Here is a 19,836-nt window from a genome sequence, read left to right on the forward strand (position 1 = left end):
GAGAGAAAATGAAAGTAAGAAAATTCAAGACAATATTGGCAGTGATTATGGTTTCAATTTCGCTGCCGCAAATGGCGTGGGGCAAGGATATTGAAACCATAAAATCACCGGACGAAAAGGCGGTTTTGACCATTTCATTGGATGGTGATGGGCGAATTTCATATCGGCTGGATCGTAATGGCGCGGCGATTATCGCACCATCAAAAATGGGTTTTTTACTCACCGATAATAACCCATTAAATCGTGGTTTTACCATGATTAGCAGCCAAAAATCCACGGTGGATGAACAATGGGAATTACCATGGGGCGAAAGACAATTTGTCACCAATAATCATAATGAAATATCGATTATTTTTAAAGATAATCAATTAACGGGAAATAATGCGCAAAATGGCGATGGGCGCACCATGACGCTGCGTTTTCGTTTATTTAATAATGGCCTTGGCTTTCGATATGAATTGCCGAAACAAAATGGGCTGCAAAGCGCGAAAATCGCCGATGAGTTGACCGAATTTAACATTGCGCAAAATGGTGATGCATGGTGGATACAGGCAGGTGATTGGAACAGATATGAATATTTATATCAAAAATCGGCAATCAATGCCGTGTCCACCGCCCATTCCCCGATAAGCATGAAATTGACCGACGGCACATATATTGCCTTTCACGAGGCGGCATTGGTTGATTATTCGGCCATGTGGTTAAAAAGGATGGAGGGGAATAATTTCCGCGCCACCCTGTCCCCATCCCCATCCGGGCCAAAGGTGCTGCGTGATACGCCCTTTACCACCCCGTGGCGGACCATAAGATTTGCCGATAATGCGCCAGGATTATATGATAATGATTTGGAATTAAATTTAAATGAACCCAATAAATTGGGAGATGTCAGCTGGTTTAAACCACATAAATATATTGGTATTTGGTGGGAAATGCATTTGGATGGCAGCAGTTGGGCATCGGGCGCGAAACATGGGGCAACAACCCAAAATGCCATCAAGCATATTGATTTTGCGGCAAAGCATGGCTTTCGCGGAATTTTAATCGAAGGATGGAATAAGGGGTGGGATGGCCAATGGTTTGGCAGCGGCCGCGATTTCAGCTTTACCGAGGCCTATGACGATTTCGATTTGAAAAAAGTTACCGATTATGCCCGTAAAAAGGGTGTGCATATTATTGGCCATCATGAAACCGGCGGTAATATAAAAATTTATGAAGCCCAATTATCAAACGCCATGAAATTATATGCGTCATTGGGCATTGATGCTGTTAAAACCGGCTATGTTGCCGATGCGGGCGGCATTATTGGGCCGGGTGAAAATATGCAAGATGAAGCATTTTATTGGCATGATGGTCAAAAAATGGCGCAGCATCATTTAAAGGTGGTAGAAGAAGCGGCGAAAAATAAAATTGCCGTCAATCCACATGAACCGATTAAAGATACCGGACTTCGCCGCACCTATCCCAATTGGGTCAGCCGCGAGGGCGCGCGCGGCATGGAATATCAGGCATGGGGCGAACCGGCCAATATTCCTGAACATGTTCCCAATTTAATCTTTACCCGTATGTTATCCGGCCCCATGGATTACACACCAGGTGTATTTTCATTAAAGGGTAAAAATGGCCGTGATATTGAATCAACCTTGGCCCGGCAATTGGCGCTATATCTGGTCATTTATTCGCCCATTCAAATGGCGGCGGACCTGCCGGAAAATTTGGCGGCCTATCCCGATGCATTGGGATTTGTTGAAAAAGTTCCCGTGGATTGGAAAGAAACCATCACTTTAATGGGTGAAATTGGCGATTATGCGGTGCAAGCACGCCAAGATAAGGCAAGCAAAAATTGGTTTGTTGGCGGTGTTACCGATGAACATGAACGCATGGTCAATGTTGCATTATCATTTTTGGAGGCAGGCCGTAAATATCGTGCGACCATTTACCGCGATGGTGATGGAGCTAGCGGGCTTGATAAAACGCGCCATAATATGGTCAAGGAAAGTAAAATAGTCGAAAGCGGCGATTTATTGAAATTGCGCATTGCGCCGGCGGGTGGATTTGCCATTCAATTGGAATATCTACCCTAATGTCCATGACGCCTCCAAAATCCATTATCATATTGGGAGGCGGCACGGCGGGATGGATGGCGGCAAATTTGCTTGCCCATCATTGGAGCGATAGGGGGGTGAAAATCACCCTTATCGACTCCGCTGATATTGGCATTATTGGCGTGGGGGAGGGGTCAACCCCCCAATTAAAGGCGTTTTTTGATATTTTGGGCGTGACGGAGCGGCAATGGATGCCGCAATGCAATGCGACCTATAAATTGGGTATAAATTTTGAAGGATGGTCAAATCGGCATGGGTTTGACCGCTATTTTCATCCCTTTCAATCTGAATTGGATGGGCAAATATTGCCTGCATTTTATTATAATGCATTGGCGCGGCGCACGGCCCGCAATGTGCCCGCTCATCCTGATTTATTTTTCTTGCCCACAAAATTGGCCCGCATGGGCAATGGGCCGATTGCCAAAAATGGTTATCCACATCAATTAAGCTATGGTTATCATTTTGATGCTCATTTGGTGGGGCAATTTTTGAAAAAATTGGCGCTTGATCGGGGTGTTCGCCATTTGGACCGTAAAATAAACAGCGCATCACTTAACACCATGGGAGAAATTGATGCGATTATTGATGAAGATGGTGGTGAATATAGGGCCGATTTCTTTATCGATTGTTCGGGTTTTCGCGCCCTGTTAATTCAGAAGAGTTTGAACGAGAAATTCATATCCTATGGCGATATGTTGTTTAATGACAGTGCGGTGGTGATGCCGACATTGCCCGCAATGGCGGCGGATAAAGGGCCAAATAATTATACAGGTGCGCGGGCATTATCATCGGGTTGGTTATGGAATATCCCTTTGACCAATCGGACGGGCAATGGTTATGTATATTCCAGCCATTATCAAAGTGATGATAAAGCCGAAATTGAATTTCGAACAGAAATTGGCGCGTTGGAGGATAAGGGACATGTCCGCCATTTAAAGATGAAGGTGGGCCGTGTTGAAAATAGCTGGGTCAAAAATTGCATGGCCCTTGGCCTGTCCCAAGGCTTTTTAGAGCCATTGGAGGCGACGGCAATTCATATTGTGTTGGCGACCATGGAAAAATTCATTGCGCAATATAATAATCCAGAAAATACAGATATTGCGGATGCGCAGGCCATTTTTAACGAAGATATAGGCCGCCGTTATGACGGTATTTGTGATTATATTGTCGCGCATTATAAATTAAACCAACGTCATGACACCCAATATTGGCGGGACAATGCGCAAAATCAAAATTTGTCGCCATCGTTAAAACAAATAATAACAACATGGTTTACCGCAGGTGATTTGACACGCGAAATTGGGCGGCAAAATATTTCTAGCTATTATTCGTCATTAAGCTGGCATTGCCTGTTCAGCGGATATGGAATTTTCCCAATGGAGGATAAAATGATTCCCGCTGGGGATGATATTCGCCATTATGATATGCAAGAAATCGAAAATTTTCTGGCCGACCATGCGGATAATTTCCCCTCTCATGCTGAATTATTAGGCAAATTATAGCTTATACAGCCTGTTCAATGTTTCACCATGGGACAGGTTTTTGTTAACCATGAATTACCCTAGCAAATATGTTTAATAAATCGTTAATGATTATGTATGAGGAAAAATAATCTTGTCTTGACCAGCGAACAATTTCGCCATCCGTTCCGCTCCAGCATGCATCCTGCCATTTTTGTGGAAACCCCACCAAAGGCAAAAAAGCAAAGCTGGTGGCAGGATGAAGATGTTCATCTTTTCACGATTAGCTTTGTCGCATTTTTTACTGTGTTCATTACCTTTATCGCGTAATTATGTTAATTTTCATTGTGCTATTTAATCGCGCGATTTTTGAATTACGCATATTTAATCACATGCTTTATGCAATTTCCACGCCAGCCATGCAGAGATAATGCACATGGCCGCGACAAGGAATAATGTGTCGGTAATCGGCACGCCAAGCCCCGCCATTTGACCATAAGTCACAACGCCCAAAACCATAGACCCGCTGTTCACAATATTATTGGCGGCGATGGTGCTGGCTGTTTTGGATCGTTCAACCGTGGTGGTCAAAAATGCATATAATGGCACAACAAACATACCGCCGGTAACCGAAATCCCCAATAGCGCGATTAAAATCCTGTCCCCCTGGGCCAGGGATAAAAATTCCCGCCAATTTAACGCATCGCCCGAAATAATTTGCCAATTGCCAATTGACCACCATAAATCCAGCACGAATAAACCCATGACAATAACCGATATTGGCGCATATTTGGCCGATACTTTACCATTTAACAATTTGCTGATTATTATCGATCCAATGGCAATGCCGATGGAAAAAATGGCGGTAAATAAAGTCGCAACCGTATTATCGCCATGCAGGCCATTTTTCACCATGGGCGGAAATTGTGCGCCCAATATGGCGGCAATGGCCCAAAACAGGCTAATCGACATAATCGCCAAAAATAAACGGCGCACATGCATGGTATCACGGATTAAACGCCAGCTGGCCCGAAAAATATTCCAATCAATTTTCAATGGCGCTTGGCCTGTCTCTGGCGGGGCGGGGGGCACAAATTGTGCGCTTATCCTGCCGACTATGGCAACGATGATGATGCCGATTGCTGCGTCATCGGGCTGTAATATGCCGCCCAATATGGTGCCGCCCAAAATGGCAATATATGTTCCCGCCTCCACAAATCCGGTGCCGGCCAGAACATCATCTTCCTTTAAATGTTGGGGTAAAATACCATATTTAATCGGCCCGAAAAATGTGGAATGCAGGCCCATTAAAAACATGGCGGCCAACAAAATGGGAATATTGTGCAGATGGATGCCCAATGCCCCCAATAGCATGATGAATATTTCCGCACTTTTCACCATTTTAATGATTTTGGTTTTGTCGATGCCATCGGCCAATTGTCCGGCAATGGCGGAAAATAAAAAGAAAGGCAGCATTAACAACCCGCCCGCCAGCGCGTTAAATTGTGCCTCCTGCGTGGGGTCGGAATAAATGGTATATGTAACCATGATGACCATGGCCATGCGATAAAAATTATCGTTAAAGGCATTTAAGAATTGCGTGATAAAAAGCGGCAGGAAAAAACGGCTGCGGAGCAGTGAAGTGATACTTTTCATGCGGGTGGCGGGCCTTTTCTATTGCAATTGAATAAGCGTTTTTTGTGATGCATTATGTTGCGCGCACCATAGACATCATGTTCGCAATGGCAAATCATATATTGCATTTTCCATCAATATAATAAATGCCAATATCGGCTGTTTGATAAGGGCATATAGGCAAAATATTACATAAATTCGGCCATATAAAATTGTGTAGTGATTTTCATTTCAAATCACGCTAGTTAAATAAACTATGTTAAGCTTACCCAATATTTTAACGCTGTCGCGTATTTTTGCTGTGCCAATTTTGGTATTTCTGCTGTGGCCGGGTAGCTTGCCCGATTTTGGTTATTTCTTCCGCGTGGATTATGGGCTGGCTTTTCTGCTTTATGCTTTAATGGCGATTACTGATTATTTTGATGGATATTTGGCGCGGGCTCAGGGCGCGGTATCGCGGCTTGGCATTTTTTTAGATCCGATTGCGGATAAAATCATGGTTGCTGCGGTCATTTTAATGTTGGTATTTACTCGCGATATCGATGATTGGCATGTTATTGCGGCGTTGATTATTTTGCTGCGTGAAATCATTGTGTCGGGGCTGCGCGAATTTTTGGCGGGTATTCAGGTTTCCGTTCCCGTGTCCAATTTGGCAAAATGGAAAACCACCTTTCAATTATTGGCCCTTGGCGGGATTATTTTGGCCGGCGCATTGCCCCAATATGAAATTTTAAAGGATGCGGCGCTGCTTACCCTGTGGGGGGCGGCAGTTTTAACATTGATTACTGGTTGGGATTATCTGCGCATTGGTGTGCGGCATATGGATTGATTTGCGGCAAATTATTGCAAATTATAGTTGACCATATTGCCTTTTCATCGCGGTAATTTTTTTATCGCCTGAGCCAATAATAAAAATTCGTCATGGCGCGGGCTATTATGCCGCCAAATAAGCGCGATTTTGCGTAGGGCATTTTTCGCGTCCAATGGTCTGGCCCGCACATTTGTGCCATTTAATAATCCGGAACTTATCGCCATTTGCGGTAGCAAAGTTGTGCCCAAATCATTATCCACCATTTGCACCAAAGTGTGCAGTGATGTGCCCATCATCATCGCCGATGCGCTTATTTCCGGGCGGTTACAGGCGGAAAGCGCATGATCTTTTAAACAATGGCCATCGACCAATAATAATAGTGTGCTTTCGTCGATAATTTCCGGGGTTATAACCGCAGGCGGATTATTATCTTGCCCATGCGCAAAGGCAATGTGCAGCGCATCATCAAATAAAAATTCGCTATGCACCGCGCCAATATTATAAGGCAGGGCCAATAAAACACAATCCACCTGTCCATGCGATAATGCATTGCATGCATCACTGCTGGTTTCTTCGCGCAGGAATAATTTTAATTCAGGATAATTTTCACGCAGCTGCGGTAATAATTTTGGTAATAAAAATGGCGCGATAGTCGGGATAACCGACATGCGCAGTTCTCCGGCAAGGGGCTTGCCCTCTGCTTGCACCAAATCGGTCAACGCCTCTGCCTCGCGCAAAATTTCATGCGCCTTTTTCACTACTTTTTGGCCCAAAGGGGTAAATCGCACGGTGCGTTTCGTGCGTTCCACCAAAATAATGCCCAATAAAGTCTCCAACTCCTTTATCCCGGCAGATAGGGTGGATTGGGTAACAAAACTGGCCTCTGCTGCCTTGCCAAAATGGCCAAATTCCTCCAACGCGACCAAATATTGCAATTGTTTAATGCTGGGATAATAGCTACTCATAATCGGCTGTGCCTGTTAAAAACAAATTTATAATCGATTTTTTCAATGTAACCTTTTTTCGTTCCGTGCCGCAATATATAATAAACACAAATATAATATCCCACCATTGCATCCAACGGGCAATGCCCCCATATTAAATTTTAATACCGGCGGTATTTATGGATAATAATGTTATAAAAGCGTGAAATATGGCAAAAATCATCTCCTTTATCGATTCCATCATTGCGCGCGATCCCGCGCCGCGTTCACGGATGGAAATTTTGCTATATCCCGGATTATGGGCGATTTTCCTGCACCATATTGCCCATTGGTTGTTTCAGCGCGAATTATTTTTTGTGGCGCGGCTGGTCAACCATATCAGCCGTTTTTTAACCGGCATAGATATTCACCCCGGCGCCCAAATTGGCAAAAATTTATTCATTGATCATGGCTTTAGTGTAATTGGCGAAACCGCAGAGATTGGCGATAATGTCACCATTTATCAAAATGTCACCTTGGGCGGGACAAATCCCACAAATGGGATTAGCGGGAAACGACATCCCACCATCATGGACAATGTGATTATTGGGTCGGGCGCACAAATATTGGGGCCTATAAATGTCGGCGTTGGCGCGCGTATTGGCGCGGCTGCTGTGGTGACGGACGATGTCGATGCAGGCGCGACCATGGTGGGAATTAAGGCGCGGCCTATTCAAAAGGAAAAGCCCAGCAAAGCCGATATTGAAAATTGCTGTGATGAATTTATGCCCTATGGCACGCCATGTGAGGAAATTTTTGACCCCACAACCCAACAATTTGAACTGTTGCAATGTCAAATTGACATGATGAAAAAGGAAATTGGCCGCTTAAATGGCGAATTGGCCAAGGCTCAGCAAAATGACCTGTTTAGCAATAATGAAATTGCAAAGCCTGCATCAGTTAAGAAAAATAACGCTGCCTAATGGGTGTTGTTGCGCCATTTCCCCAACATAATGGCCCAAATCAGGTGGTGTTTATCCGAGAGGAATTGTCCAAAATAATGGATATTTATGGGCGCATGGTGGCGGCGGGTAAATGGCGCGATTATGCCATTGTGATGGAACGTGATTATGCCAGTTTCTCGGCATTTCGGCGCAGTGCGGAAAATCCGGAATATCGGGTGGAAAAACGCCCCTCCCTGCATATGAAACAGGGAATGTGGGCGTTATTTAACGAAAATGGCATGATATTAAAACGCGGGGCTGAACTTTCCGGTGTGTTGGCCCCATTGGAACGCAAATTGATTAAGGCGATAAACGGTTAAGATATATTTGCCGCTTATTCATTCCGTTAAGGGCGGCAGATATTCCTGAAACTTAGCGGGCAATAAATTTACAATATTCGCGCGTAATTTTGTCCAAAAAACGGATAGGGTTAATAATGCCGAGCCAATGATTAAAGCAGTTAGCGCGACGTTTAACTCCACCATGCCGAAGCTATCAAAAAGATAATAAAGGGCGATTAAAACACATGATAATGCCGATAATAATAAGGCGCGGCGATCAATCATCAAAGATATAATTGCGAATATGAAATAAGTGATAAATATAGTAAGAATGGGCAATAAATCAGCGCCTTGGCTATTTAATAACCCGGCCAATATGAATAATGGCTGGGTGAGTAAAGGGGCGGCCAATAAATGCAACCAAAATGCAACGTCGCTTTTTATAGTAAGGCGTTTTCTGTCCGCAATATCCCATCGCATAGCAATGATGAAGATAATAATGCCGGCCAAAGCGAGGAAGGTTTTTATATGTTCATAGACTATAGTGCTAAAAATTGATGAAATTAAAGCGGTGATAGCCAGCGTTAGTGATGCCGCAAGTAAGGCCAAGGAAATGGGCACGTTAAATCTTTTCCAATGTCCCCATGCGGCCAAAGAACCAAAAAATCCAGCAACAACTAATAATTTATTAAAATTCGGATCAAATAGGTCGGTAAACGTGAAGCCTAAGCCAGTTATATGAAAGCCAAATGCAGCGATTGAGCCGACAAAACTAATCGATAAAATGATAGAGGGCAGCGCCATTAACTTTTTACGGGTAAAATATTCTGCCAGAATCCAGCTCGACAAAGAGACAAATATTGTTGAAAATACCGGAATAAAAACAATGCCGATAATGATAGTCGCAGAAAGGATGATAAGAATGGCGACGGCAACAAATATATCCTGAAAATTGGTAATTAACCGGAATTGTTCTTGTCCCTCCGCTGGGATGGCGCGTTGTTCCTCAACATGGGCGCGAAGGGCAAGGGCGGTTTCTTTTGATAATATTCCAGCATCAACAGCCGATTAAATGTCCCCATTGCTATACATAAAGGCCTCCTGCTCATATGAACAAGAGGCCTTTTATGTTATAAATAATGTCCCGTAAAGGATTATAATTTATGCCTTATTTTCTTTAACCCTATTTCGCCAAGGCGTTGAGGGCGTTTAAAACAACCATTGATTGTTCATTGCCCGATTGCGGCACAATTTCGCCCGCGCGGTCGGTAATGGCGGCAAAATTTTCGGCAATTGCCTCCACGGTGCGTTCGCCCTCTGGCAAGGCAATGCCGGGGGTTAAGGTGACATAGGCGGCATGATATGCGCCTGCGCCCGCGCCAATAATCATATTTGACGGTGCGTCTTCGCTCACCAAATATAATGCGGCGGGGGCAACATTTTCGGGTGTGAATTTTTCAAATAATTCGGGCGGGAAAATATCTTCGGTCATTCTGGTGCCGGCAACCGGCGCAATGGTGTTGCAACGGATATTATATTTTGCGCCTTCAATATTTAATGTTTTGGTAAGGCCCGCAAGGCCCAATTTCGCCGCGCCGTAATTTGCCTGTCCAAAATTACCATATAGGCCGGTGGAGGATGCGGTCATCAAAATACGGCCATATGCTTGTTCACGCATGGTGTCCCACACGGCCTTGGTCACATTGGCTGAACCGTTCAAATGCACATCGACGACCAATTTGAAATCTTCGGGTTCCATTTTTGCAAAGCTTTTATCGCGCAAAATGCCAGCATTGTTGATGACAATATGGACGCCGCCCCATTTTTCCTTGGCTTGATTGACCATATCGACCATTTGGCCATAATCGGTAACGCTGCCGCCATTGGCAATTGCTTCGCCGCCAAATGCCTCAATCTCTGCGACCACTTTAGCTGCGGCATCGGATGTACCCGTGCCATCGCGTGCGCCGCCCAAATCATTCACCACAACCTTTGCCCCGCGCCGCGCCAATTCAAGCGCATATGCACGGCCAAGCCCGCCGCCTGCACCGGTGACGATGGCAACCTTGCCCTTATAATCAATCGACATATTCATTCTCCTAAATTTTTTTGAATTTGCCACTATCTCGCATGATATTCAGGTTGACGCAAGCGTAAACTAACCGCGCGATTAAACATTAGGGTCAAATTTATGACATTATAATGAATGAAATATTTCTGAAATATTTGAGTCATGTTTGCGTCACAGAAAGCTGGTTAAGCATTTTTGACGTTTCATATTGGGTAATCGGGCAAAAATTTTCCGCCAAATATCCATATAATAAACACATTTTCGGTCCGTTCATGCTGGCCATCATTTTTAAGGAAAGTTGTAATGCAGAAAAATATTGGCAAATTATTATTAAGCAGCAGCGCGGCAGCAAGCTGTTTATTCTTATCAATCAACCCCGCAGCAGCGCAGGAAAGCCAAAATGTAGAAGCATTACAGGCTGAAATCGCGGCGTTAAAGGCCCAGCTTGCCGTGCTTTCCGATAAGGTCGATGCCAATGCGAAAAAGGCCGAAGATGCAAAGGCAAATGAAGCAAAGGCACAAGAAAAACCCGCGCAAAGTAAAGAAAAAGTAAAATGGAAGGGCGCACCAGAATTTAGCAATGATGATGGTTGGTCATTTAAACCACGCGGACGGATTTTATATGATGCGGCCACAGTTTCCACGCCCAGCGGCATAACCGATAATGGGCTTGGCTTTTCCAACGAAGTGCGCCGTGCGCGTTTGGGCGTTCAGGGGACAATTCCAGGCGGCTTTGAATATAAATTTGAAGGTGATTTCGCCAATGGCGGCGTTGAATTAACCGACGCATTTTTGGCATATGCCGGCAAAAATGTGACCATCAATGTTGGCCAACATAATAATTTCCAAGGATTGGAAGAATTGTCCAGCAGCAATGACACCAGCTTTAAGGAACGCGCCGCCTTTACCGACGCATTTGGATTTAAACGCAAAGTGGGTATTTCGGCAGAATATAATAATGGACCATTATTATTACAGGCGGGTGTTTTTACCGATAATGTGGATGATTTGGCCGAAGATGGAAATAATAGCCGCAGTTTGGACGGCCGCATTGTTGTGGCACCGAAAATTGGAGGCAATCAATTACATTTGGGCGCATCGGTTCATGTGCGTGAATTGGGTGACACTGTAACATCTGTGCGTTATCGCCAACGCCCATTGGTTCATTCAACCGATGTACGATTTATCAACACGGGCACTATCAATAATGCGACAACCGAATCCAGCTATGGTTTGGAAGCAGCGGTTATTTCGGGACGTTTCCATGCCGTCGCCGAAGGACATTGGTTGAAGCTAAACCGCACAGGATTACAAGATCCCAGCTTTGATGGGCAATCAATCGAAGCAGGTGTCTTTTTAACCAATGATAAACGCGAATATAAGGGCGGCGTTTTTAAAGGTGTGAAAGTAAGCAATCCTGTTGGCAAAGGCGGTTTTGGCGCATTGCAATTCAACCTTCGCTATGACCGTTTAAACTTAACCGATGCTGGTGATGCGGTATTTGGCGGTAAACAAGACAGCTATCAAGCATCGTTAATTTGGACCCCGATTGATTATGTTCGTTTCATGATTAACTATGCCAAAATGGACTATAGCGATGCAGCAATCGCGGCCGCAGGGGGAAATCGTGATTATAGTGTGAATGTGCTGGGCTTCCGCTCTCAAATTAGTTTTTAATAAATTGACGAGATTATAAAAGGGGGGGCAGGGCGATGGTCTTGCCCCCCCGTTTATGCATTTATAAAGCAAAAAAATGAGATGATAATGTAAGCTGCAAAGGCCAAAAGCACGGACCATATAGGCCGCAACTGCTATGCCGCGATAATAAATTATATGACAGCTATGAAGTGAGCGCTTTATTATTGGTTAAACCGCATTGGCATCCAATGAATAACCCGCCGAACGCACGGTGCGGATGATGTCTGCCTTTCCGCCCTTATTCAATGCCTTGCGCAGGCGCCGAATATGCACATCAACGGTGCGCAGTTCAATATCGCTATCATGGCCCCATACACGGTCCAATAAACGCTCTCGGCTAAACACTTGGGATGGATATTCCAAAAAATGGCGCAATAGGCGATATTCGGTCGGGCCAAGCGGAACGGCAACATTACCGCGCGTTACCTTATGCGCCAATGTGTCCATTTCAACATCGGCAAAGCTTAACTTTTCACCCGCAACAGCAGGGCGCAATCGGCGCAGCACGGCATTAACGCGGGCAATTAACTCACGCGGGCTAAATGGTTTGGTGACATAATCATCCGCCCCAATTTCAAGGCCCCTAATCCGATCATCCTCTTCACCGCGCGCGGTCAACATGATGATAGGGATTTGCGATGTTGCGGCATTACGGCGCAATTGCCGGCATACCTCTATACCCGATAGATTTTCAATCATCCAATCCAACAGGACAATATCGGGTGTGTGCTCTGCAGCCATGATAAGCGCCTCTTCCCCATCGGGAGTATGGCGAATGGTGAAGCCCTCGCGCTCGAAATTATACCGAACCAGCTCCGCCAGCGATTCATCATCTTCTACAAGTAACAGGTCGACATTTTGCATATAAATTTCTCTTTATTACTTTTATGTAAGTTACCAACATTAATCGTCGGGAAGGTTTTCGCCGGTTTCGGTAAAATAAATCATGCCAGCACAGGTGGTGCTATGGTCGCCAATGCGTTCCAAATTTTTGGAAATGAACAATAAATGGGCGACTTCGGTGGCCGATGCGGGATGTTTCGCAATAAAGCCGATAAAATCGACGAATAAATCCTTATATAATTGGTCAACATCATTGTCGCGGCGGGTGACCGCAATGGCCATATCAATATCACGTTTGGCATATGCCTCCATCGATTTGCGCACCATTTCAACGGTGATATCGCCCATTTTGGCAATACCCTTATTATGTTGTAAAAATTCGCTCGTGCCCAATTGGCCCACTCTTTTGGCGATATTTTTGGCATAATCGCCAATACGTTCAATCACCGCAGACATTTTCATTGCGGCCACCAATTCGCGCAGATCATCGGCCATTGGCGCACGCAGCGCAATGGTTCGCACCACCAATTTTTCCACATCGGTTTCCAATTGGTCGATAATGACATCTTCTTGCCGCACTTTTTTGGCAAGTTTTTCATCATTTTCAAGCAGCGCCTTCATAGAACCGGCCACGGCCTGTTCCGCGCGCGCGCCCATTTCGCTGATTAAACCGCGAATGGTATCCATTTCTTCATCAAATGCCGTCAGCGTATGTTTATTGCCGCTATTCATGCCATTTTCCTTTATCTTTTAGCCATAACGGCCAGTGATATAATCTTTTGTTTTTTCTTCACGTGGATTGGTGAAGATTTCCGATGTTTCGCCAAATTCGACCAATGTTCCCAAATGGAAAAATGCCGTGCGTTGCGATACGCGCGCGGCCTGTTGCATATTATGGGTCACAATGATGATAGCATATTTTCCGCGCAAATCGTGAATTAACTCTTCAATTTTTGCGGTGGCAATGGGGTCAAGCGCGGAACATGGTTCATCCATCAATATAACCTCTGGATCAACCGCAATGGCGCGGGCAATGCATAAACGTTGTTGTTGACCGCCGGATAATGCCGTGCCGCTATTGGTTAGGCGGTCCTTCACCTCATCCCACAGGCCCGCCTTTTGCAGGCTGTTTTCCACAATCATGTCCAATTCCGCCTTATTGGCGCAAAGCCCGTGAATGCGCGGGCCATAGGCGACATTATCATAAATGGATTTGGGGAAGGGATTGGGTTTTTGAAAAACCATGCCAACGCGCGCGCGCAATTGCACCACATCCATGCTGGGGTCGTAAATATTTTTACCGTCCAGCTCAATCTTGCCTTCTACTCGTGCGCCGACAATGGTGTCATTCATACGGTTTAATGAACGAAGAAATGTTGATTTTCCGCAACCCGATGGCCCAATAAATGCGGTAACATTGTCCATCTCCACATCGATGGACACGTCCTTTATCGCCTGATTTTCGCCATAAAAAACATTGACAGAGCGGGTGGAAATTTTGGGCGTTGCTGTCGTCGATGACATGATAGCTTCCTTCATATTATTATTATCCATCTTACCACCGATTTTCAAAACGGTTGCGCAGATAAATTGCGGTGGCGTTCATCGCCATTAAAAATATCAATAAAACGATAATCGCCGCGCTTGTCTTTTCAACAAATCCGCGATTAACCTCGTCTGACCATAAATAAATTTGCACTGGCAAAACCGATGATGGATCACCAAATCCAGATGCCGGCGTGGACACAAATGCCCGCATCCCAATCATCAATAATGGTGCAGTTTCGCCCAAGGCGCGGGCCATGCCAATGATGGTCCCGGTTAAAATACCCGGCAAAGCAAGGGGCAATACATGGTGGAAAATCACCTGCATCGGTGATGCGCCAATGCCCATTGCTGCTTCCCTAATTGATGGAGGGACAGCCTTTATCGCATTGCGTCCGGCAATAACAATAACAGGCATGGTCATTAATGCTAAAGTTAAACCACCCACCAAAGCGGATGAACGCGCCATCCCGAACCAGCTTAAAAATATCACCAAACCCAATAAACCAAAAATAATCGATGGCACGGCGGCAAGATTGTTAATTGATACCTCAATAAAATCAGTCAGCCGGTTTTTAGGGGCAAATTCCTCCAAATAAAGGGCGGACAGCACACCCACAGGAAAGGCCAACAACATGGTGATTACCATGGTCATTAACGATCCTTTAAATGCAGACCATATGCCCGCCTCCGATGGATCGGTGGCATCACCGCCGGTTAAAAAATCCATGTTAAAAACGGTAGAAATCGTCCCTGCTTTTTCCAATCTGGCGACGATGGCTTCGGATTCTGCGTCTCCATCGCCCTTATTCGCAATGTCAATTTCGCTATTCACCGGAAGGTTAAATGTCGTTTTTTGTTCGATTAACTCTGGATTGTCCAATAATTGTAATTTCAGATAATTACCCACGCTGGAGGAAAAAATTTTGCCCTGATCATTGCCATATTGCTGCGTTATGGCCGCTTGTGCCACCCCCTGAAGGTCAAGGCCGTTAATGGCTGCTTCTGCATTTGGGCCGCTAATCGATGTGACGCTGGCCCCGCCGGTCATGGCGGGCATGTCAATGGTCACCTCTGCACGGGTTTGCAAAAATCCCTTAAAACCTTGGCCCAGCATGTTGAACAATAAAAAGGCAAGGAATATCGCCGATAAAGCAACAGATACCAATCCAATAAGACGAAATCTTTTTTCCGAGGCATAGCGTTTTTGAATGCGCCTTTGCATATCGGGATTATTCCAATCCGTTGGGGTGCGCAAAATTTGTGCGTTGCTCATAGGATTGCTCCGAATATATATTGAGAATGTTTATTCATATTCTTCCCGATATTTTTTAACGATGCGCAGCGCGATAAGGTTTAACATCAACGTGACGCAGAATAATAAAAGACCAAGGGCAAATGCCGCCAATGTTTGCGGGCTGCCAAAATCTTGGTCGCCGGTTAACAATGCCACAATTTGTACTGTTACGGTGGTGATGCTGGCAAAGGGATTGGCGGTTAAATTTGCGGTATAGCCTGCGGCCATCACCACAATCATCGTTTCACCAATGGCGCGGCTGACCGCCAATAATATGCCGCCGACCACACCGGGCAGGGCAGCAGGTAATAAAACTTTTTTAATGGTTTCACTTTTGGTGGCGCCCATGGCCAGCGAACCATCGCGCATGGCGCTTGGCACGGCGGCGATGCTGTCATCCGACATGGATGCAACCAATGGGATAATCATCACACCCATTACCAAACCAGCGGCCATTGCATTATCGGATGCGGCATTGGAAACGCCCAACATGACGGCAAAATCACGCACCGCAGGGGCAATGGTTAAAGCCGCAAAATATCCATAAACCACGGTGGGAATACCTGCCAATAATTCCAATATAGGTTTCATCCATGCGCGTAATTTTGTGCTGGCATATTGGGTTAGGTAAATTGCGCTCATCAATCCCAATGGGATGGCGACAATCATGGCGATAATCGCGCCGATGAAAATCGTGCCCCAAAATAGGGGGATGGCGCCATAGCCATTATATTCGCCGGGCGTGGTATGTTTTTTCGGATTCCACTCTGTGCCAAAAATAAATTCGGAAACCGACACATGGGTAAAAAATTGGAATGTTTCAAACATTAAAGAGGCAACAATGCCCAATGTGGTGATGATGGCGATAAGCGATGCGGCAAGCAAAACGCCAAGCATCAACCGCTCCACCTTTGACCGGGCGCGAAAATCAGGCTTAATACGCAGGAAAGCAAATGCCCCACATGCAAAAATGATAATGCCCAAAATAATCAATTGGATCAAATTATAAAGGCTGGTCGCTTGGCGATAATCATCAACCAATTTTTCTGAACCATCCTGAAAGGCAACATCCTGCACGCCATTGGCGATATTGCGTGCTTCGGATAAAATGGCGGCGCGTGCACCAGCGTCGCTTGGCAAGGAAACCGCATCGGGGGAGGCCAACACATTATTTGTAATTAAAACGGGCGAAATATTTTGCCAAACCAATGTAAAAATGGCCGCAGGAATAATGACCCATGCCAAAACATACCAACCATGATAATTGGGCAGGCTGTTCAGCCGGCTTTTGCCATTGCCTGCCAACGCAATGGCGCGGGCGCGTCCGGTTAACCAGGCAATAAGTCCCAATCCCAAAAGCATGAACAGCATCGCTGTTATTGTCATAATATTATCGCCTATATATTCGATTCGGCCGATGAGACCATATATTCAAAGAAAATAACGTGTAAGATTTTTGAATGTAATTCTACCTGAAAATCCTACTATGAGTGATATATTTCAGTTATGTGACAATGAAGCTATTGCCGCAATCTATATGTGGAAAACCCCAAAATAGAATTTTTTTAGCAGCATTGCCCAAAAAATTAACGGGATGAAAGCCCGATAAAATTATCTCATTTGGTTGAAAAAAAGGGCAGGCACATAAAATGCCCGCCCTTTAACATTCTGCATAGACGGGGATTATTTCAAATCTTTACCATCCAATGGGGTTAATGCAGATACGATGGATTCAACATTTGCGCGTTTATCTTTGGCAATGGAAATAAGACCCAATTTCGCCAAATATCCGCCATCTGCGCTGCCGGTCATAAATTCAGCGATAAATTCCTTCATATTTGGAATTTTGTCCATATGTGCTTTTTTCACATAAATATATAATGGACGCGCACCAGGATATTTGCCGCCTGCAATTGCTTCATAAGTTGGGGCAATGCCGTCCATGGCAAGACCGCGAACCTTATCGGCATTTTCTTCCATATAGCTATAGCCAAAAATGCCTAGCATATTGGGGTTTGCGACCAATTTTTGAACGATCAAATTGTCATTTTCGCCCTGTTCCTGATATACGCCGTCGGTGCGCAATTCTTTACAAATGGCTTCATATTTTTCTTTGTCGCTGTCTTTTAACGCTTTGGTTGCGGCGTCGGTTTTACAGCCTGCTTCCATCACCAATTCTTCAAATGCATCGCGTGTGCCCGATGTTGGCGGCGGGCCAAATACTGCAATGGCGATATTGGGCAATGATGGATCGATATCTGACCAATTTTTGGCAGTATTTGCCTTGCCAAATGGATTTGCGGCCAATGCCTTATAAACAATGGCAGGGCTTAATTTAAATTCTTTGCCGCCAATTGATTGCGCAATGGCAATGCCGTCTATGCCAACTTGTATTTCGACAATGTCGGTAACGCCATTTGCCTGGCATTTTTCAAATTCGGATTTTTTAATGCGGCGTGACGCATTGGTAATATCAGGGGTGTTCATGCCAACGCCTGAACAAAATTGATCCATGCCACCGCCGGTGCCGGTTGATTCCAAAACGGGGTTGGTGCGGCTGGTATCAGCTTGGGTGAATTTTTCCGCCACAGCTTTGGCAAATGGAAAAACGGTTGACGAACCAACGATACGGATTTCGCTGCGGTTGCCGCCGCCTGCGCCACCTTGGCTAGCCTGATCTTGACAACCAGCAAGCGTAAGCGCGGTTGCAGCAATGAGCAAAGTTTTCTTTAACATCAAAAAATTCCCTATTTTCTGGCGCATGGCCAATATCTTAAAATAATGTGCGCCCTATTGTGGTTGCCCCCAATATTTAAGCGTCAAATGGCTATTAAAGGGGGGGCATTGCGCGGGCGTGACTCTTTTGTGACGTTTTCGTGACAATGATTGAGGTAAAGCTAGGGGGTAAAATAAAGGGAAACCGAAAAATTGGAAATGATATTATCAATTGGGATATTGGCGCGGAAAAGAAACGGAAATTGTTGTTCCAACGCCCAGTTCGCTTTTAATATCAAGATAGCCGCGATGGCGATCGACAATATGTTTGACCAAGGAAAGGCCCAATCCGGTGCCGCCCAATGCCTTGCTGCGCCCTGCATCAACACGGTAAAATCTTTCGGTTAATCGCGGGATATGCTCAGGCGGGATGCCATCCCCCTTATCACTTACCGATAAAATTATCATCGAATCCGAACGGGATGATTGCAATTTCAATTCAACCAAAGTGCCAGATTTGCCATATTTCATGGAATTGGAAAGCAGGTTATTGACCACTTGGCGCAATTGAAATGCATCGCCCCTGATGATGGGATTGGTGATTTCCGGCACAAAAATAATATCATTGCCGCGCGGATTTGATCCATTTTTTAAAATGTCGCAAACCTCTTGGCATAAAATTTCCAAATTTACTTCTTGGGTTGCCAAATCATGTTTTTCCGCCTCAATGCGCGATAGCGACATTAAATCGCGGATTAACGCCTCCATCCGCATGGTTTCGGATGACATGATGTTCAAAAATTTCGTCTGTTGTTCCTTGGCCGGGACGCCTTCTTGCAAGGTTTCAATAAATCCTTTGACAGAGGCAAGCGGGGTCAGCAATTCATGGCTGGCATTTGCGACAAAATCGACCCGCATTTTTTCCGCAGCATGGCGGCTGGTTTGATCGGAAAGGCGAATAATCAATTGATTTTCATATAATTGGCCAATGCGCAATTCCCATATTTGATGTGGGCGTCCAATTCCGGTTAGGATAAGCGGCGATGCGGCCTCCCTTTTTTGGGGATCGGTAATTGCCTCTATCGCGCCGGCATGGCGCAATGCCCCGCGAATATTCATACCGACAAGCTGCCCCCCCAATAAAAGCAGCGCGCTTTTATTTGCGTGGCTGACGCGGTTGCCATTTACAATCAATAAAGGATCGACGCTATTTTGAATGAAAAGTTCAAAATCGGGATGATTGGTAATATATCGATCATTTTCATTATGTAGCATGCTGCTTTTACGGCGGGCGACATTTCCCTCCTCATAGGTAAAAATAAATGTCGAAATTAACGCGCAGACCAGCATGATGATGATGCGTTCAATATGCGTATTAAGCACAGATGCGCTGACCGCTCCGGCGATGCAAATCAATAAAGCAGCAAAAGTGCGCCAGTTCAAATAGTGAA

The 19,836-nt window shown here is 45.2% G+C and carries 18 protein-coding genes; 7 read left to right on the forward strand and 11 right to left on the reverse strand.

Features of this window, described 5'->3' with window-relative positions; genetic code table 11:
* Positions 1 to 47 precede the first annotated feature (47 nt).
* The 3 genes from LPB140_RS04595 to LPB140_RS04605 all read left to right on the forward strand — a co-directional run bounded on the left by LPB140_RS04595 (position 48) and on the right by LPB140_RS04605 (position 3,892).
* Positions 48 to 2,081: a glycoside hydrolase family 97 protein gene (locus tag LPB140_RS04595; RefSeq protein WP_418346545.1), complete on the forward strand. Its 2,034-nt coding sequence runs from the start codon at positions 48 to 50 to the stop codon at positions 2,079 to 2,081.
* The gene (locus LPB140_RS04600) at positions 2,081 to 3,604 is read left to right on the forward strand and encodes a tryptophan halogenase family protein (RefSeq protein ID WP_232223455.1); all 1,524 of its coding nucleotides are present in this window, start codon (positions 2,081 to 2,083) and stop codon (positions 3,602 to 3,604) included. The genes LPB140_RS04595 and LPB140_RS04600 overlap by 1 nt, the downstream gene beginning before the upstream one ends.
* A 96-nt stretch (positions 3,605 to 3,700) precedes the next feature.
* Positions 3,701 to 3,892 (forward strand): hypothetical protein, encoded by a 192-nt coding sequence (locus tag LPB140_RS04605; RefSeq protein ID WP_072558850.1) that lies wholly within the window; start codon positions 3,701 to 3,703, stop codon positions 3,890 to 3,892.
* 54 nt (positions 3,893 to 3,946) lie between these two features.
* On the opposite strand, the gene LPB140_RS04610 is transcribed toward LPB140_RS04605, so the two are convergent.
* Entirely contained in the window at positions 3,947 to 5,218 is a 1,272-nt protein-coding gene (locus LPB140_RS04610) for an MFS transporter (RefSeq protein WP_072558851.1), read from the reverse strand.
* A gap of 235 nt (positions 5,219 to 5,453) precedes the next feature.
* Here LPB140_RS04610 and pgsA point away from each other — a divergent pair, with 235 nt between their 5' ends.
* Positions 5,454 to 6,026, forward strand: coding sequence for a CDP-diacylglycerol--glycerol-3-phosphate 3-phosphatidyltransferase (gene pgsA / locus LPB140_RS04615; RefSeq protein WP_072558852.1), 573 nt, complete (start codon positions 5,454 to 5,456; stop codon positions 6,024 to 6,026).
* A gap of 44 nt (positions 6,027 to 6,070) precedes the next feature.
* On the opposite strand, the gene LPB140_RS04620 is transcribed toward pgsA, so the two are convergent.
* Complete coding sequence (locus LPB140_RS04620; RefSeq protein ID WP_072558853.1) at positions 6,071 to 6,973, reverse strand: hydrogen peroxide-inducible genes activator; 903 nt, start codon at positions 6,971 to 6,973, stop codon at positions 6,071 to 6,073.
* Positions 6,974 to 7,161: 188 nt separating this feature from the next.
* Here LPB140_RS04620 and epsC point away from each other — a divergent pair, with 188 nt between their 5' ends.
* Positions 7,162 to 7,914 carry a serine O-acetyltransferase EpsC gene (gene epsC, locus LPB140_RS04625; RefSeq protein ID WP_072558854.1) on the forward strand — a complete coding sequence of 251 codons (753 nt, stop codon included), beginning with the start codon at positions 7,162 to 7,164 and terminating at the stop codon, positions 7,912 to 7,914.
* Positions 7,914 to 8,255, forward strand: a complete 342-nt coding sequence (locus LPB140_RS04630) for a DUF2794 domain-containing protein (RefSeq protein WP_072558855.1) — start codon at positions 7,914 to 7,916, stop codon at positions 8,253 to 8,255. Before epsC ends, LPB140_RS04630 begins: the two co-directional genes overlap by 1 nt.
* Before the next feature lie 18 nt (positions 8,256 to 8,273).
* On the opposite strand, the gene LPB140_RS04635 is transcribed toward LPB140_RS04630, so the two are convergent.
* Together LPB140_RS04635 and LPB140_RS04640 are read right to left on the reverse strand one after the other, a co-directional pair.
* Positions 8,274 to 9,065 carry a hypothetical protein gene (locus LPB140_RS04635; protein ID WP_156874139.1) on the reverse strand — a complete coding sequence of 264 codons (792 nt, stop codon included), beginning with the start codon at positions 9,063 to 9,065 and terminating at the stop codon, positions 8,274 to 8,276.
* A 334-nt stretch (positions 9,066 to 9,399) separates the two neighbouring features.
* Positions 9,400 to 10,305 (reverse strand): SDR family oxidoreductase, encoded by a 906-nt coding sequence (locus LPB140_RS04640; RefSeq protein WP_072558856.1) that lies wholly within the window; start codon positions 10,303 to 10,305, stop codon positions 9,400 to 9,402.
* 285 nt (positions 10,306 to 10,590) lie between these two features.
* On the opposite strand from LPB140_RS04640, the gene LPB140_RS04645 reads away from it, so the two are divergent.
* Entirely contained in the window at positions 10,591 to 11,964 is a 1,374-nt protein-coding gene (locus tag LPB140_RS04645; RefSeq protein WP_083550016.1) for a porin, read from the forward strand.
* A gap of 189 nt (positions 11,965 to 12,153) precedes the next feature.
* Here LPB140_RS04645 and phoB read toward each other — a convergent pair whose 3' ends face one another.
* The 7 genes from phoB to LPB140_RS04680 form a co-directional block, all read right to left on the reverse strand.
* Positions 12,154 to 12,849 carry a phosphate regulon transcriptional regulator PhoB gene (gene phoB, locus LPB140_RS04650; RefSeq protein ID WP_072558857.1) on the reverse strand — a complete coding sequence of 232 codons (696 nt, stop codon included), beginning with the start codon at positions 12,847 to 12,849 and terminating at the stop codon, positions 12,154 to 12,156.
* Between the two features lie 39 nt (positions 12,850 to 12,888).
* A complete protein-coding gene (gene phoU, locus LPB140_RS04655; RefSeq protein WP_072558858.1) occupies positions 12,889 to 13,560 on the reverse strand; it encodes a phosphate signaling complex protein PhoU in 672 nt (223 codons plus the stop codon).
* Positions 13,561 to 13,578: 18 nt separating this feature from the next.
* Complete coding sequence (gene pstB, locus LPB140_RS04660) at positions 13,579 to 14,352, reverse strand: phosphate ABC transporter ATP-binding protein PstB (RefSeq protein WP_232223456.1); 774 nt, start codon at positions 14,350 to 14,352, stop codon at positions 13,579 to 13,581.
* A 31-nt stretch (positions 14,353 to 14,383) separates the two neighbouring features.
* A complete protein-coding gene (gene pstA, locus LPB140_RS04665; protein ID WP_072558859.1) occupies positions 14,384 to 15,649 on the reverse strand; it encodes a phosphate ABC transporter permease PstA in 1,266 nt (421 codons plus the stop codon).
* A gap of 30 nt (positions 15,650 to 15,679) precedes the next feature.
* Complete coding sequence (gene pstC / locus LPB140_RS04670; protein WP_072558860.1) at positions 15,680 to 17,056, reverse strand: phosphate ABC transporter permease subunit PstC; 1,377 nt, start codon at positions 17,054 to 17,056, stop codon at positions 15,680 to 15,682.
* A gap of 297 nt (positions 17,057 to 17,353) precedes the next feature.
* A complete protein-coding gene (locus tag LPB140_RS04675) occupies positions 17,354 to 18,406 on the reverse strand; it encodes a substrate-binding domain-containing protein (protein WP_072560362.1) in 1,053 nt (350 codons plus the stop codon).
* Between the two features lie 207 nt (positions 18,407 to 18,613).
* The gene (locus LPB140_RS04680; RefSeq protein WP_198024172.1) at positions 18,614 to 19,828 is read right to left on the reverse strand and encodes a sensor histidine kinase; all 1,215 of its coding nucleotides are present in this window, start codon (positions 19,826 to 19,828) and stop codon (positions 18,614 to 18,616) included.
* Positions 19,829 to 19,836 lie beyond the last annotated feature (8 nt).

It is taken from the genome of Sphingorhabdus lutea (assembly GCF_001889025.1).
Taxonomy (GTDB): Bacteria; Pseudomonadota; Alphaproteobacteria; order Sphingomonadales; family Sphingomonadaceae; genus Sphingorhabdus_B; species Sphingorhabdus_B lutea.